Genomic DNA, 15,898 nt, shown 5'->3' on the forward strand with positions numbered 1-15,898 from the left:
GAGAGAACATGAAAGGGCCGATGATGTCCGAATCCCCATCCCTTGAAGAGATCACGATCCGAGAGCTTCTCGACGCCTACCAGACGCGAGCAACCACCGTCCGGGCGGTCGTGGAGGAGTACCTGCGGCGTATCGAGATGCTGGACCGCTCCGGTCCGAGACTCAACTCGATCGTGGCTGTCAGTGATAGCGCGCTGGCGCGCGCTGACGAGCTCGACCGCCAGCTGGCGGAATCGGGCTCCCTGGCCGGGCCCCTGCACGGCGTGGTCGTCGCGGTGAAGGACAACATCGACACCGTCGACATGGACACCACCTGCGGCAGCGAGGCGCTCGAGGGCCACCGTCCCGAGAAGGACGCGGTCGCCGTCACCCGGCTCAGGGACGCAGGCGCCGTCATCATCGCGAAGACGACGTTGCCGGATTTCGCGTCCTCGTGGTTCTCCTACTCCTCGGTCAGCGGAGAGACGCTCAACCCGCACCGGCTCAGCCATGACCCGGGTGGCTCGAGCTCGGGCTCTGCCGCGGCCGTCGCGGCGAACCTCGCCACCGTCGCGTTGGGCACGGACTGCGGCGGATCGGTTCGCCTTCCCGCTTCGTTCTGCAATCTCGTCGGGGTTCGTTCGACCCCCGGTGTGGTGCCCCGTACCGGCACGGGCTTCCTCGTCGAGTTCCAGGACACCGTCGGCCCGCTGGCGCGCACTGTGGAAGACGCCGTGGCGGTCTTCGACGTCATCGCCGGTTACGACGAAGGCGATGCCTTCTCGGTGTCGGCCACGATGGCTCGACCTGCTCACGGCTACCAGAACTCGCTCGGTGACCGCAGCATCGCCGGCACGCGAATCGGGCTGGTGATCAACGCGCTCGGCGACGACAGCGACGCACGATGCCGAGAGGTCAACGCGCTGGCCCGACAGTCCGCAGCGGACATGCGCGCGGCAGGTGCCGAAGTCGTCGAGGTCGAGATCCCCGACCTCGACACGCATCTGGCGGACACCAGCCAGTACGTCGCGTGCTCACGACACGACATCGACCTCTACCTCACCCAGCGGCCGACGCTGAGCCACCTCCGTGTCGCCGACATCGTGGAGAGCGGCAGGTATCACCCCGAACTCGATCTGCTGGAGGCCGTGAGCGCAGGTCCGGAAGACCCCGAATCCGACCCCGACTACACGGGAAGGTACGTCGCACGCGACAAGTTCACCCGCACCATCCTGAACGTCATGGATCGCCACGATCTCGACGCGCTGACCTACCCGACCACTCGCGTCCCCGCTCCGTCGAATGATGAGCGTCAGGAGTGGACTGTGCTGACCTTCCCCACCAACACCCTCATCGCCTCACAGGCTCTGCTGCCCTCGGTCACCGTTCCTGCGGGCTTCACTGCGGATGAGGTCCCCGTCGGCATCGAACTGGTCGGCCGTCCCCATCGTGAGGCGGATCTGTTCCGCTGGGCCGCGGGATACGAGCGCGCGTCGCAGCATCGGCGAGCGCCTGAACTGTAACGAGTAGGGCACCGGCCTCGCCGGTGTTCTTCGTCGCCTGCGCGGTGAAGAACACCGGCCGGGCGACGGCGCGTTCGGGTCAGATCCAGCCCGGGAGCCAGTTGTGGCTGAGCCAGAACGGGTAGGGCACGCTCATGCCGGTCCATACCGGGTAGAAGAACGCCGAGACGAGAGCCACCGCGACGAGGTACACGGCGACGGTGCGCTGACCGGCCCTCCGCCGGTGCAGGGGAGCGGAGCGGCGGCCGGCGAGCTCACGCAGCGCGACCGTGAGCGCGAGGACCAGGACCGGCATCATGACGATCGTGTAGAACTGGAAGATCGTGCGGCTCGGCACGAGCAGCCACGGCACGTAGGTCGCCAGGAGCCCGACCAGCGCGATCGTATGCATCGGGCCGACCGGCCGGCGCTCGATGAGCCCTCGCACGAAGCGATACAGCAGGTACAGTGCGGCCGCCACCCCGCCGTACCAGATCAGCGGATTCGGCACCGACGAGATCACGGCGATGCAGTGATCCGTGCCGCAGCCGGTGGGATCCGAGCCCACCCAGATCGCGGTGGGCCGCAGCAGCAGCGGCCACTGCCACGCGGGACTCGCGTAGGCGTGCGGGCTGGACAGCCCGATGTGGAACCCGTACATCGACTCGTGGTACTTCCACAGCGCGACCAGGGGATTGGCATCCGCCCCGCGGTCGTAGCCGCCGGACGTGACCAGCCAGCCCGCCCACGACACGAGATACGCGATCATCGCCGGGCCCACCATCAGCACGAACGAGACCGGCCCCTGCCGCAGCGCGGCATCGCTCGGCCACAGCGGGATCCCCGCGCGGCGGCGTGCGAGCGCGTCGGTGAACACCGTGTACAGGCCGAAGACTGCCAGGGCGTACAGTCCCGACCACTTCACCGCCGACGCCGCACCGAGCGTCGCCCCGGCGGCGATCAGCCAGGGCCGTGACCACAGGACGGGCCCGACCAGCCGCACCGGAGCGTCGTCGCCGGCGAAGCGGCGCGCCGCGACGATCCGGGCGTCGAGCAGCGGCAGCGAGCGATCCCGGTCGAGCAGCACGAACAGGAATCCGAGCAGGATGAAGAAGGTGAGGGCGCCGTCGAGCAGGGCGATCCGGCTCATCACGATGCCCAGGCCGTCGACCGCGAGCAGGCCGCCGGCGATCGTCGCGAACACCCGCGAGCGGGTCAGGTGCAGCGCGATGAGATAGAGCACGAGCACCGTCAGAGACCCGAGGATCGCGGTCGTCAGCCGCCAGCCCGTGCTGGAGCCCGGCCCCATCAGCGCCATGCCGAGCGCGATGATCCACTTCCCGAGCGGCGGATGCACGACGTACGACCCCGTCGTCTGCATCGCCGAGTCATCGCCGCGCGCCAGCTGCTGATCCGCGCCGTCGCCCCACGTGGCCTCGTAGCCGAGGTTCCACAGCGACCAGGCGTCCTTGACGTAGTACGTCTCGTCGAACATGATCTCGTGGGGATGCCCGAGGTTGATCAGCCTGAGCGCAGCGGCGAGCAGCATGACGACGAGCGGAGCGAGCCAGCCCAGCGCTCGCGCGCGCGTGGGATCTGCGAGTGCCCACGCAGCGAATCGCTCCCATCGCGTCGCGGAACGCGGCGTCGGGGGCGCGGGCAGGGTCACCTGCTCAGCCTAGGCAATCGGCATCGGAACGGCTGACGCCGCCCGCCTAAGCTGGTCGGGTGATCATCCTCGCCGCGACTCCGATCGGCAATCTCGGTGACGCATCGCGCCGCCTGATCGAGGTGCTCGAGAACGCCGAGATCGTCGCCGCCGAAGACACCCGCACCACCCAGCGGCTGCTGCAGGCGCTGAAGATCGAGAACCGTCCGCGTCTGATCGCTCTGCACGACCACAACGAGAAGCACAAGGCGGCCGAGCTCGCCGAGCTGGCCGAACAGCACGACATCGTGGTCGTCAGCGACGCCGGCATGCCCGCCGTGAGCGACCCCGGCTACGGTCTGGTCGCCGCCGCCGTCGACCGCGGCGTGACCGTCACGGCCATCCCCGGTCCGAGCGCCGTGCTCATGGCTCTCGCGATCTCGGGCCTGCCCACCGACCGGTTCACCTTCGAGGGCTTCCTGCCGCGCAAGCCGGGGGAGCGGCGTTCGGCGCTGACGGGGCTTGCCGCTGAGCCGCGGACGATGGTGTTCTTCGAGTCGCCGTCCCGGCTCGCGTCGTCGCTCGCCGACATGGGTGCGGCCTTCGGCGCCGAGCGGCGGATCGCGGTGTGCCGCGAGCTCACCAAGCTCTACGAGGAGGTGCGCCGCGGCACCGCCGTAGACCTCACTGCATGGGCCGAGCAGGGTGTGAAGGGCGAGATCGTCGTGGTCGTCGAAGGAGCAGCCGCGGTCTCCGTCTCCGCTGACGACGCGCTCGCACAGGTGCAGGCGCTCGTGGCATCCGGAACCCGCCTGAAGGACGCGTGCGCCGAGGTCGCCGCGGCGACCGGCCTCAGCTCCCGCGACCTGTACCAGGCCGCGCTCGCCGCGAAGCGGGCCTGATGCCCGCCGCCCTCTCGGTGCTGCCCCTCGTCGAGAGCACGGCATCTCGGCGAGTGAACGGCTCGTTCACGCGAACGACCCGTCCGTCCCCCGACGTCCCGTGCTCTCGACGGAGGGCGGTCGCATGACCGAGGCGATCGGTGCGGCATATGACGCGCGGGCGGCGGAATACGTCGCGCTGATCGGCGACATCGCGCAGACGGATGCCCGAGACCGGGCGCACATCGCCACGTGGCGCGACGAGACGCCGGGGCTGCTGCTGGATGCCGGATGCGAGCCGGGCCTGTGGACGCGCTTTCTGCATGATGGCGATCGCGACGTGCTCGGCATCGACCTCTCCGAGCAATTCATCGCGCACGCCTGCCGCGCGCATCCGCGCCTCGAGTTCAGGCAGGGCTCGTTCGCTGCACTTCCGCTGCCGGACGCCTCGCTCGGCGGCATCCAGCGCACCCCCGGCGAGGTCAGCTCGCGTCCACACGCCTCGCTCACCGCCGTCCGCGTCTGAGACCAGCCCGCAGGTCCCGTACACGACCCCACCGCCGAGGACATCACCGCTGACATCGCGTTTCACCTGAGTGGGCGGGAGGACGTTCCCGGAGTGAGCATCGGGGAGGGACCCGCGAAGCGGGAGGGGCACCCGTTCTGCGAGCGAAGGGAACGTCCTCCCGCCCGCCGCCCAGCACAAGAACGAGAACCAGGTCACGAATCAGAACGGCGCACCGTTCCCGCCTAGAATCGGGAGCATGCCCGCAGGCGAGTCCTTCTACATCACCACGCCCATCTACTACCCGTCCGACGTGCCGCACATCGGACACGGGTACACGACGGTGGCCGTCGACACGCTGTCGCGCTGGCACCGCCAGGCGGGTGACGACACCTGGATGCTCACCGGCACCGACGAGCACGGCCAGAAGATGCTGCGCGCCGCCGCGGCGAACGACGTCACCCCGCAGGAGTGGGTCGACAAGCTGGTCGGCGAGAGCTGGTTCCCGCTGCTGACCACCCTCGACGTCGCGAACGACGACTTCATCCGCACCACGCAGGAGCGGCACGAGAAGAACGTGCAGGTGTTCTTCCAGAAGCTGTACGACGCGGGCTACATCTACGCCGGCGAGTACGAGGCGCTGTACTGCGTGGGCTGTGAGGAGTTCAAGCCCGAGTCCGAGATCGTCGACGGTACCGGCCCCTTCGAAGGACTCAAGGTCTGCGCGATCCACTCCAAGCCGCTCGAGCTGCTGCAGGAGAAGAACTACTTCTTCAAGCTCAGCGAGTTCCAGGACCGCCTGCTCGAGCTGTACAAGACAGAGCCCGACTTCGTGCGCCCCGACTCGGCACGCAACGAGGTCATCTCGTTCGTCAGCCAGGGGCTCAAGGACCTGTCGATCTCGCGGTCGACGTTCGACTGGGGCATCCCGCTGCCGTGGGACGAGTCGCACGTCATCTACGTGTGGGTCGACGCGCTGCTGAACTACGTCACGGCGGTCGGCTACGGCGAGGACGACGCGACCTTCGCCCGCCGCTGGCCCGGCTACCACGTCGTCGGCAAGGACATCCTGCGCTTCCACGCCGTGATCTGGCCCGCGCTGCTGATGGCCGCCGGGCTCGACGTGCCCAAGGGCGTCTTCGCGCACGGCTGGCTGCTGGTCGGCGGCGAGAAGATGTCGAAGTCGAAGCTCACCGGCATCGCCCCCACCGAGATCACCGACGTGTTCGGCTCGGACGCCTACCGCTACTACTTCCTCTCCGCGATCGCGTTCGGCCAGGACGGCTCGTTCTCGTGGGAGGACCTCTCGGCCCGCTATCAGGCCGAGCTCGCCAACGGCTTCGGCAACCTGGCCTCGCGCACGGTCGCGATGATCCAGAAGTACTTCGACGGCGTCGTGCCGGCGCCGGCGGAGTACACCGAGCGCGACCTGGTGGTGCAGAAGAAGGTGGCGGATGCCGCTGCCGCGGCGGATGCGGCGATCGAGCACTTCCGCATCGATGAGGCCATCGACGCGATCTGGACGATCGTCGACGACCTGAACCTCTACATCACCGAGAACGAGCCGTGGGCGCTCGCTCGCGATGACGAGCAGCGCGAGCGCCTCGGCACCGTCCTGTACACCTGCGCCGAGGGCCTGCGCGCGCTCGCCGTGCTGCTGTCGCCGGTGATGCCGCAGTCGACGGCGAAGCTGTGGGATGCCCTGGGCGTGGAGGGCTCGCTCGGCGCGCTCACCGCGCAGCCCATCCGTGAGGCCGGCGTATGGGGCGCGCTGCAGGCCGGCACCACCGTGTCGACCCTCGCACCGCTGTTCCCGCGCGTGGAGCAGACCGCCTAGTCGCCATGGCTGACACCTACGTGCGCGAGCGCTCGGCAGAGGGCCGCAGGGACCTGCGGTACCCGGCGGCTCCCGAGCCGCTGACGGTGCCGGTGTACGACAACCACGCGCACCTGGAGATCACCGACGGCGTCGAGCCGCTGAGCCTGACGCAACAGCTCGATCGCGCTGCGGCGGTCGGCGTCGCCGGGGTCGTGCAGGCGTCCGGCGACATCGAGTCGTCGCGCTGGGCGGTGGATGCCGCGGCATCCGACCCCCGCGTGCTCGCCGCCGTCGCCATCCACCCGAACGACGCGCCCGTCTACGCCGCCGACGGGCGCCTCGACGAGGCGATCGCGGTGATCGACGAGCTCGCGGCGCACCCGCGCACGCGAGCCATCGGCGAGACCGGGCTCGACTACTTCCGCACCGGGCCCGACGGGCACGCCGCCCAGCACGAGTCGTTCGACGCGCACATCGCGTTGGCCAAGAAGCATGGCATCGCCATGCAGATCCACGATCGCGACGCGCACGACGACGTCCTCGAGACGCTGACCCGCGTCGGCGCCCCCGAAAAGACGGTGTTCCACTGCTTCTCTGGCGACGAGGCGATGGCGCGCATCGCTGCGGATGCCGGGTACTGGCTGTCGTTCGCCGGCAACCTCACGTTCAAGAACGCGCAGAACCTGCGCGACGCGCTCGCCGTCACGCCGCTGGACCGCATCCTCGTCGAGACCGATGCGCCGTTCCTCACCCCGGTGCCGCTGCGCGGACGCCCCAACGCGCCCTACCTCGTGCCGATCACGGTGCGGTTCATGGCCGCCGAGCTCGGCCTCGAGGTCGACGAGCTGTGCGCGCAGCTCGCGGCGAACACGCTCGCGGTGTACGGCGCGTTCGCCTGACGCCGTTCGCCTGACGCCGTTCGCCTGACGCTGCTGGCCTACGCCGCCTCCACCTCGCCGAGCGCGGGCTTCGCGGCGGCGATGTTCGAGATCTGCCGCCACATCAGCGCGAGCGTCAGCGCGGATCCGGCGAACGCGAACCACCACGGCGCCGTCAGCCCCCACGCCTGCGCGATGAGCCCACCGAGCGCCTGACCGAGCACCATGCCGCCGAAGACGCCGACCATGTTGACCGACGCCACCCGGCCCTGCAGCTCGTGCGGCACGAGACGCTGGCGCACCGTCGTCGAGATCGTGCCCCACACGAACGCATACGCGCCGAAGCCGAACATGATCACCAGCGCGACGACGCCGTTCGTCGTGAGCGCGAAGGCGAGGTGCATGACCACCTCGAGCGTCAGGCACACCTTCATGATCGTGGCGAACGAGACGTGCCGCTCCAGCCATCCGAAGCTCAGCGTGCCCAGCAGGCCGCCGACCGCCGATGCGGTTGTCAGCGCGCCGAAACCGACCGGGCCCATCCCGAGGTGCTCGGTCGCATACAGCACGAGGATGCCCCAAGGCGCAGCCCAGGTGACGTTGAACGCGAGGATGATCACGATCAGCGTGCGCACCGGCTTGTTGCGCCACGCCCAGCGCAGCCCCTGACCGATGTCGTGGCGCACCCTCGTGGGTTCCGCCCGCGGCGGCACGGGCTGGCGGGCGATCCGCGACACGAGGATCAGCCCGAGAGTGACGGCGAGCACTTGGGCGAGGAACGGCCAGAACGACCCGACGGCGAACAGGAACGCCCCCAGCGGCGGGCCGGCGAGCTGGTTCGCGATGAGGAAGCCGGCCTGCAGCCGTGCGTTGCCGACGCCGAGATCGGCGGGCTTCACCATCATCGGCAGCAGCGTGCTCGTGCTCGTGTCGGCGAACACCTCGGCCGTGCCGTACAGGAACGACACGACCAGCACGATCGCGATGTTCGCGGTGCCGGTCACGAGCAGCACCACGAGAGCGGTGACGATGACCGCCCGGATGCCGTGCGCGAGCATCACGAGCATCCGCCGCTCGACGCGGTCCGCGATTGCTCCCGCGTGCAGCCCGAACAGCAGCCACGGCAGGAACTGCAGCATGGCGCCCGAGGCGACGAGCATGGGCGATGACGTCATTGAGGCGATCAGCAGCGGAGAGGCGGCGAGGGCGATGCCGTCGCCGATGTTGCTCGTCCACGCGGCCGACATCAGCCACCGGAAATCGCGGCCGAGCCGGCGCGGGGCGATCAGCTCTCCGAGTGCGGTCACCCGCCTGATCTTAGGGTCAGCCACCGACATACGTGAGAATGGACCCATGACCGTCTCCCTGCTCGGCGCCACCGAGATCCGCCGACTCGCCGCCGAGCTCGACGTCACCCCCACGAAGAAGCTCGGGCAGAACTTCGTCGTCGACGCCAACACCGTCCGCAAGATCGTGCACGCGGCGGGCGTGCAGCCGGGGGAGCGGGTCGTCGAGATCGGGCCCGGGCTGGGGTCGCTGACCCTCGCGATCCTCGAGGCGGGCGCTGCGGTCACCGCGGTCGAGATCGACCACCGCCTCGCCGAGCGGCTGCCGCAGACCGCGCGCGAGCGGGGCGTGGCGGACGGCGCGCTGACGGTGGTGGATGCCGATGCCATGCGCGTCACCGAGCTGCACGGCGAGCCCACGGTGCTCGTCGCCAACCTGCCGTACAACGTCTCGGTGCCGGTGCTGCTGCACTTCCTCGAGACGTTCGGGTATCTGACGCGCGGTGTCGTGATGGTGCAGGCGGAGGTCGCCGAGCGGCTCGCCGCGAAGCCGGGGTCGAAGATCTACGGCGCACCGAGTGTGAAGGCCGCCTGGTACGGGCCGTGGCGGCTGTGCGGCACCGTGTCGCGGCAGGTGTTCTGGCCGGTGCCGAACGTCGACAGCCTGCTCGTCGGCTTCGAGCGCGACAAGACCCCGCGCGGTGCGGACGACGAGCGTCGGCGCACCTTCCAGATCGTCGACGCCGCGTTCAACCAGCGCCGGAAGATGCTGCGTCAGGCCCTGTCGGGGCTCTACGGCGGCTCGGCCGCGGCATCCGCCGTCCTGGAGGCCGCCGGTGTCGCGCCCACCGCACGCGGCGAAGACCTCACCGTCGACGACTACCACCGCATCGCGCGGGTGCAGCCCGAAGCGACACCGGTGCCGATAGCCTGACACCGTGACCGAGAAGCGCTTCACCCCGGACGTCCCAGAGATCCACCGGCCGTATGTCGCGGCCGCCGAGCGCTATCAGCGCTTCGCCTACCGTCAGGTCGGCACGAGCGGCCTCTACCTGCCGCCGATCTCGCTCGGGCTGTGGTGGAACTTCGGCGACAACATCCCCCTCGACAACCAGCGGGCACTCCTGCGCCACGCGTTCGACAGCGGGATCACGCACTTCGACCTGGCGAACAACTACGGACCCCCGTACGGCTCGGCCGAGAAGAACTTCGGCCGCATCATGACCGAGGATCTCGCCCCGTACCGCGACGAGCTGATCGTCTCGTCGAAGGCGGGCTGGGACATGTGGCCGGGCCCGTACGGCGATCTGGGCAGCCGCAAGTACATCCTCGCCAGCGCCGAGCGATCGCTCGCCAGCATGCGCCTCGACTACGTCGACATCTTCTACTCGCACCGCGTCGACCCGGTCACCCCGGTGGAGGAGACGATCGGCGCGCTCGACACGCTGGTGCGCCACGGCAAGGCCCTCTACGTCGGCATCTCGTCGTACAGCGCCGAGCGCACCGAGGCCGCGCTCGCCGTGGCGCGCGACCTCGGCACCCCGCTGGTGATCCACCAGCCGTCGTACTCGATGCTCAACCGCTGGGTCGAAGACGGCCTGACCGACACCCTGCGAGCGGCCGGCATGGGCGCGATCGCCTTCACACCGCTGGCTCAGGGACTGCTCACCGGCAAGTACCTCGGCGACGGCACGGCCGACCGCGCCCAGAAGCGCGGCTCGCTGCCCGACCGGCCCGTCTCCGACGAGGGACTCGCCGTGCTGCGCGGACTCAACGACATCGCCGCCGATCGCGGGCAGACGCTCGCGCAGATGGCGCTGCAGTGGACCCTGCGCGACCCCGTCGTCGTCTCGGCGCTGATCGGCGCCTCCCGGCCCGAGCAGATCGACGAGAACATCGCGGCGGTCGACGGGCCGGCGTTCACCGACGACGAGCTCACGGCGATCGACGCGCTCGCGCACGGCATCGACGTGAACCTCTGGTCCGTGTCGTCGGAGCTGTGATGGCGCCCAGACCGGATGCCGTGCACGTCAGGGCTCCCGGCAAGATCAACGTCTACCTGGGCGTCGGTCCGCGCCACGACGACGGCTATCACTCCCTGGCCACCGTCTTCCAGGCCGTGTCGCTGTACGAGGACGTCTACGCGTCTCCCTCCGACGGGTTCAGTCTCGAGGTGGAGGGGGAGGTCGACGTCTCGGGCGTGCCCCTCGACGACCGCAATCTGGCGATGCGGGCCGCCAAGCTGCTCGCGCAGACGGCGGGGGTGGATGCCGGGGTGCACCTGCGCATCCGCAAGGGCGTTCCCGTGGCCGGCGGGATGGGCGGTGGCTCCGCCGACGCGGCCGCCGCGCTCGTCGCGTGCGACGTGTTGTGGGGCACCGAGGTGGGCGCGCACCGCCTGCACGACCTGGCGGCGCGTCTCGGCGCCGATGTGCCGTTCGCGCTGCACGGGGGCACCGCGGTCGGCGCGGGGCGCGGCGACGAGCTGACACCCGCGCTCGCCCGCGGACGCTTCGACTGGGTGCTCGTGCTGAGCGCGCAGGGCCTGTCGACCCCGGAGGTGTACGGCCGGCTCGACCTGCTGCGCGCCCAGGAGGGAGCCGTGGCCGACGACCCGCCGATGTCGCTCGACGTGCCGTTTCCCGTGCTGCAGGCACTGCGGGCAGGGGATGCCCACGACCTGGCCGCGGCCATGATGAACGACCTCGAGGCGGCCGCGGTGATCGACCGTCCCGATCTCGGCGCGACGCTGATCGACGGCATCCGCTTCGGCGCCCTCGGCGGCCTCGTCTCCGGCTCCGGACCGACGATCGCGCTGCTGTGCGAGAGCCCCGAGCACGCCCGCTCGGTGCAGGATCAGCTGCGCAGCTCCGGCCGTCGGGCACTGCACGTGCACGGGCCGGTGCCCGGCACCCGCGTCGTCGTCTCCTGAGGTGCCTGGGTCGCCCACGGGATATTCCCCGTGCGGCCCGTCCGTGTGCGCCGAGCACGCCGCCTCTGTGAGGATGGAGCGATGGCTGCACAGAAGAACTGGCGTGTGCGTCTGGTCGACGCGATCCGCGTCGACGCCGCATCCCGCCCCGAGACCCAGGCGATCCTCTCCGTCGACGAGATGTACGCCCGGCGCGTGATCGAGCTCGCGATGCGCATCGCCGAAGCCCTCATCGCCGTGGGCGCGTCCGCGAACGAGGTGGTGCTCTCGGCAACGCGTGTGTCTGCGGCGCTCGGTATCCGCCCCGTGCACGTCGACATCACCTTCAACTCCATCGCCGTGTCGTATCAGGGCGGCGAGTCCGACCCGCCCTTCACGGCGATCCGCGTGGTGCGCGCACCCGTTCCCGACCACGCGAAGCTGCAGCAGCTGCAGGCCCTCGTGTCCGACATCGAGGCGGGGCTGGCCTTGCCGGAGGCGCGGGTGCGGTTCCACGCCATCCGGCGCCTGCCGTTCCGCTATCGGCCGACCGTGATCGTGCTCGCGCAGGGGCTGCTTGCCGTCGGCGTCTGCCTGCTCTACGGCGCCTCGTGGATCACGACGCTCATCGCGTTCCTCGCCGCGTGCGGTGCGGCGCTGACCCAGCGCTGGATGGCGCGGATGCACGTGCCCTTCTTCTTCTCGCAGGCGGCGGGCGCGCTCGTGGTCACGGCGTTCGCCGCCGCTGCGAACACGCTGCGCAGTCAGGGCGTGGCGCCCTTCGACCAGGTCGGCATCGCCGTGATCGTGGCGGCCGGGATCGTGCTCATGCTCGCCGGGATGTCTGTGGTGGCAGCCGCGCAGGACGCGATCGACGGCTTCGCGCTCACCGCGGGCGGCCGCATCCTCGATCTGGCGCTGCTCACCCTCGGCGTCGTCGTCGGCATCGTGGGCGGCGTGTCGCTCGCGCAGCGACTGGGGATCGGCTTCACGCTCTCGACCGACCCGCCGTCGCTCGGCCCCGGTTCGATGCAGGTGGTGGGAGTCGTGCTGATCGCGGTCACCGTCGCGGTGTGGAACGGCGCGACGTCGCGCACCATCCTCGTCTCGGCCGTGCTCGGCGCGATCGCGTGGGGCGGGTTCAGCGCCGGCACGGCCGGAGGGTTCGGCGTGCCGATCGCCAGCGCGGCGGGCGCGCTGATCGCGAGTTTCGTGGGCACGCTCATCGCCCACCGCCTGCACGTCCCGTCGATCGCGGTGACGACCGCCGCGATCGTCCCGATGGTGCCCGGGTCGGTCGTGTACCGCGGTCTGCTGGGGATCGTCGAGGCGCAGGACGACCCGATCCTGCTCATCATCGCATTCGCCGACCTGATGCAGGCGGGCGCGGTGGGCCTGGCGCTGGCATCCGGCGCATCCCTCGGTCTCGTCCTCGGCGCACCGGTGCGTGACACGCTGCAGAGCGTCGTGCGTCGTCGCGGCCGCATCCGCTGAGCCGCGGTCGCCGTCGCGGCGCGGATATGCTGAGTGCCGCAGACTCTGCGGCGCCGAGGAGGGATCAGTGAGCGAGGTGACCGCGTCCGACGACGCCCCTGACTCCTTCGACCGCATCGCTGCCGACCTCCTCGCGCTCAAAGAGGCCACACCGATCTCGTACGCCGAGATCGGACGGCGGATCGGCGAGCAGCGGATAGACCGCGGGGTCGCCGACGCGGCCGCCTTCCCGCCGCGCAGCACCGTCTACGACGCGTTCCGCGCCGGTCGAACCCGCATGGATCCCGTGCTGCTGCACGACATCGTCACCGCCCTCGGCGCGGGGGACGACGAGGCGCGGCGGTGGGTGGAGCGTGCCCGACGGCTGCGGCGCACCACCGAGCGGGCACCTCGGGCGCGTGTGGTGCTCACCCCGCCGTCGATCACCGTTCCCGTTCCGACGGGGATGCGTCGTGTCGCGAGCGCGAGCAGTCCGCGGTGGGGGAGCGCGTGGCTTCTCATGCTGTGCTGCACCGGACTGAATCTGCTCGGGATCATCGTCGTGCAGGCGCTTCATCTGCCGATCTACCTCGACATGGTCGGGACAGCGGCCGCCTCGATCATCCTCGGCCCGTGGCACGGCGCGTTCGTCGCGACGGCGGGCAACCTCCTCGGCTTCACCGTCGGCGCTCCCGGAGCAGCCCCCTACGCGCTGGTGAGTGTCACCGGCGCCCTCGTCTGGGGATACGGCGTCAGGCGGTTGCGGATGGGTGACGACATCGGACGGTACTTCGTCCTGAATCTGCTGGCCGCGACGGCGTGCTCCGTGGTCGGCTCGTCTCTCAACGTGATCCTGTTCGGCGGCCTCAGCGGGCACGGCTCCGATTCGGTCACGGCATCGATCGTGACTCTGGGGCTGCCGCTGCTCGCCGCTGCGCTCTCGGCCAACATCCTCACATCCGTCATCGACAAGGTGCTGACCGGCTTCATCGCCCTCACGCTCTTCGTCTGGCTGCACCGCACGGCGAGCTGCCCTGCCGCGCACATGCCGCTCGTCGATCGTCTGAGCGCACCGGCGGTGCCGCCGCAGCCGCCTGCGCCGATCTAGACGGCGATCTCGCGCCGACGATGGGCGAACGCGGAGCAGGCACCGCCTAGCCTTGAGGTGATGGCACATCTACTGGGGGCCGAGGCCCTGCACCTGGAGTATCCGACCAAGGTCGTCTTCGATTCGGTCACGATCGGAGTCGACGAGGGCGACCGCATCGGCATCGTCGGCCGCAACGGCGACGGCAAGTCGAGCCTGCTCGCGATGCTCGCGGGGCGGCGGGAGCCGGATGCCGGACGGGTGACCGTGCGCGGCGGCACGAGCATCGGCGTGCTCGACCAGGCCGACACCCTCGATGACGACCTCACCGTCGGCCGTGCCGTGGTGGGAGACACACCCGAGCACGAGTGGGCGGGGGATGCGAAGGTGCGCGACGTCATCGCCGGTCTCGTCGCCGATCTCGGCTTGGACGCACCGGTCACATCGCTCAGCGGCGGGCAGCGCCGCCGGGTGTCGCTGGCCCGGCTGCTCGTCGGCGACTGGGACATCATCGCGCTCGACGAGCCCACCAACCACCTCGACGTCGAAGCCGTCACCTGGCTCGCGGCGCACCTCAAGGGCCGCTGGCCGAAGAACGCCGGCGCGCTGCTGGTCGTCACGCACGACCGCTGGTTCCTCGATGAGATCTGCACCGCGACGTGGGAGGTGCACGATCGCATCGTCGAGCCGTTCGAGGGCGGGTACGCCGCCTACATCCTGCAGCGCGTCGAGCGCGACCGCATGGCCGCCTCGTCGGAGGCGAAACGGCAGAACCTCGCCCGCAAGGAGCTCGCCTGGCTGCGCCGCGGAGCGCCCGCCCGCACGAGCAAGCCGAAGTTCCGCATCGACGCCGCGAACGCCCTGATCGCCGACGTGCCGCCGATCCGCGACACCGTCTCGCTGCAGTCGCTGGCGGTCTCGCGCCTGGGCAAGGACGTGGTGGACCTGCTGGATGCCGGGGTGAGCTACGGCGAGAAGACCGTGCTGAAAGACGTCGAGTGGCGCATCGCGCCCGGCGAGCGCACCGGCATCCTCGGGGTGAACGGCGCCGGCAAGTCCACCCTGCTCGGGCTGGTCGCCGGCACCGTCGACCCCACCAGCGGGCGGGTGAAGCGCGGCAAGACCGTGCAGGTGCGCACCCTCACCCAGCAGGTCGATGAGCTCGAGCAGCACTGGAACGACCCGGTGCGCACCGTCATCGACGGCCTGCGCACCTCGTACACGTTCGGCCCTTCGACAGGCTCCGGCCCCCAGTCGCGGACGGCAGAGCTCACCCCGGGGCAGCTTCTCGAGCGGCTCGGCTTCACCTCGGCGCAGCTGTCGACCCCGGTGAAAGACCTCTCCGGCGGTCAGCAGCGCCGACTGCAGCTGCTGCTCGTGCTGCTCGACCAGCCGAACGTGCTCATCCTCGATGAGCCCACCAACGACATGGACACCGACATGCTCGCCGCCATCGAGGACCTCCTCGACTCGTGGCCGGGCACCCTGCTGGTCGTCAGTCACGACCGGTACTTCCTCGAGCGGGTCACCGACCAGCAGTACGCCGTGCTGCGGGGGCATCTGCGGCACCTCCCGGGCGGTGTCGACGAGTACCTGCGGCTGCGCGATCTCGAGAGGCGGGACCGGGTCGAGTCGCCGGCCGGCGCTCAGCCGGCACCGGCGAAGGCATCCGGTCTGGACGGCGCCGCGCGGCGCGCGGCGGAGAAGGAACTCGCGGCTCTCGAGCGGCGCATGCAGAAGCTGAACGATCAGATCGACCGGGCCAAGCACGACCTCGCCGACCACGACCAGTCGGACTACACCGGCCTCGGCGAGCGGATGCAGCAGATCCAGTCTCAGCAGGACGAGGTCGATGAGCTCGAGCTGCGCTGGTTCGAGCTCACCGAAGAGCTCGGCTGAACCGAAGAGTTCGGCTGTGCGGCATCCGGA

13 protein-coding genes are annotated in these 15,898 nt (G+C 70.1%); 11 read left to right on the forward strand and 2 right to left on the reverse strand.

Annotation, left to right across the window (positions count from 1 at the left end):
- Window positions 1–23 precede the first annotated feature (23 nt).
- Window positions 24–1,502 carry an amidase gene (locus tag ACWIDW_RS11320; protein ID WP_454125362.1) on the forward strand — a complete coding sequence of 493 codons (1,479 nt, stop codon included), beginning with the start codon at window positions 24–26 and terminating at the stop codon, window positions 1,500–1,502.
- A gap of 79 nt (window positions 1,503–1,581) precedes the next feature.
- Here the strand turns inward: ACWIDW_RS11320 and ACWIDW_RS11325 are convergent, their stop codons facing one another.
- The gene (locus tag ACWIDW_RS11325) at window positions 1,582–3,150 is read right to left on the reverse strand and encodes a dolichyl-phosphate-mannose--protein mannosyltransferase (protein ID WP_454125363.1); all 1,569 of its coding nucleotides are present in this window, start codon (window positions 3,148–3,150) and stop codon (window positions 1,582–1,584) included.
- A 59-nt stretch (window positions 3,151–3,209) separates the two neighbouring features.
- Between ACWIDW_RS11325 and rsmI the strand changes: the two genes are divergently transcribed.
- From rsmI to ACWIDW_RS11345, 4 genes are all read left to right on the forward strand, one after another.
- On the forward strand, window positions 3,210–4,031 hold the full coding sequence (gene rsmI, locus ACWIDW_RS11330) for a 16S rRNA (cytidine(1402)-2'-O)-methyltransferase (RefSeq protein WP_454125365.1): 822 nt from the start codon (window positions 3,210–3,212) through the stop codon (window positions 4,029–4,031).
- Between the two features lie 124 nt (window positions 4,032–4,155).
- Window positions 4,156–4,536, forward strand: a complete 381-nt coding sequence (locus ACWIDW_RS11335; RefSeq protein ID WP_454125366.1) for a class I SAM-dependent methyltransferase — start codon at window positions 4,156–4,158, stop codon at window positions 4,534–4,536.
- A 238-nt stretch (window positions 4,537–4,774) separates the two neighbouring features.
- On the forward strand, window positions 4,775–6,352 hold the full coding sequence (metG, locus tag ACWIDW_RS11340; RefSeq protein ID WP_454125367.1) for a methionine--tRNA ligase: 1,578 nt from the start codon (window positions 4,775–4,777) through the stop codon (window positions 6,350–6,352).
- A gap of 5 nt (window positions 6,353–6,357) precedes the next feature.
- The gene (locus ACWIDW_RS11345; RefSeq protein ID WP_454125368.1) at window positions 6,358–7,233 is read left to right on the forward strand and encodes a TatD family hydrolase; all 876 of its coding nucleotides are present in this window, start codon (window positions 6,358–6,360) and stop codon (window positions 7,231–7,233) included.
- 38 nt (window positions 7,234–7,271) lie between these two features.
- Here ACWIDW_RS11345 and ACWIDW_RS11350 read toward each other — a convergent pair whose 3' ends face one another.
- The gene (locus ACWIDW_RS11350; RefSeq protein ID WP_454125369.1) at window positions 7,272–8,519 is read right to left on the reverse strand and encodes an MFS transporter; all 1,248 of its coding nucleotides are present in this window, start codon (window positions 8,517–8,519) and stop codon (window positions 7,272–7,274) included.
- 46 nt (window positions 8,520–8,565) lie between these two features.
- Here ACWIDW_RS11350 and rsmA point away from each other — a divergent pair, with 46 nt between their 5' ends.
- From rsmA to ACWIDW_RS11380, 6 genes are all read left to right on the forward strand, one after another.
- Window positions 8,566–9,432 (forward strand): 16S rRNA (adenine(1518)-N(6)/adenine(1519)-N(6))-dimethyltransferase RsmA, encoded by an 867-nt coding sequence (rsmA, locus tag ACWIDW_RS11355; RefSeq protein WP_454125371.1) that lies wholly within the window; start codon window positions 8,566–8,568, stop codon window positions 9,430–9,432.
- A gap of 4 nt (window positions 9,433–9,436) precedes the next feature.
- The gene (locus tag ACWIDW_RS11360) at window positions 9,437–10,501 is read left to right on the forward strand and encodes an aldo/keto reductase (protein ID WP_454125373.1); all 1,065 of its coding nucleotides are present in this window, start codon (window positions 9,437–9,439) and stop codon (window positions 10,499–10,501) included.
- Window positions 10,501–11,430, forward strand: coding sequence for a 4-(cytidine 5'-diphospho)-2-C-methyl-D-erythritol kinase (locus ACWIDW_RS11365; RefSeq protein WP_454125375.1), 930 nt, complete (start codon window positions 10,501–10,503; stop codon window positions 11,428–11,430). The genes ACWIDW_RS11360 and ACWIDW_RS11365 overlap by 1 nt, the downstream gene beginning before the upstream one ends.
- A gap of 81 nt (window positions 11,431–11,511) precedes the next feature.
- Window positions 11,512–12,903 (forward strand): threonine/serine ThrE exporter family protein, encoded by a 1,392-nt coding sequence (locus tag ACWIDW_RS11370; RefSeq protein ID WP_454125377.1) that lies wholly within the window; start codon window positions 11,512–11,514, stop codon window positions 12,901–12,903.
- A 67-nt stretch (window positions 12,904–12,970) separates the two neighbouring features.
- Window positions 12,971–13,990 carry a hypothetical protein gene (locus tag ACWIDW_RS11375; protein WP_454125379.1) on the forward strand — a complete coding sequence of 340 codons (1,020 nt, stop codon included), beginning with the start codon at window positions 12,971–12,973 and terminating at the stop codon, window positions 13,988–13,990.
- Window positions 13,991–14,050: 60 nt separating this feature from the next.
- On the forward strand, window positions 14,051–15,868 hold the full coding sequence (locus ACWIDW_RS11380; RefSeq protein ID WP_454125381.1) for an ABC-F family ATP-binding cassette domain-containing protein: 1,818 nt from the start codon (window positions 14,051–14,053) through the stop codon (window positions 15,866–15,868).
- The last annotated feature ends 30 nt before the right edge of the window (window positions 15,869–15,898 follow it).

The organism is Microbacterium sp. NPDC055312 (genome assembly GCF_053645675.1).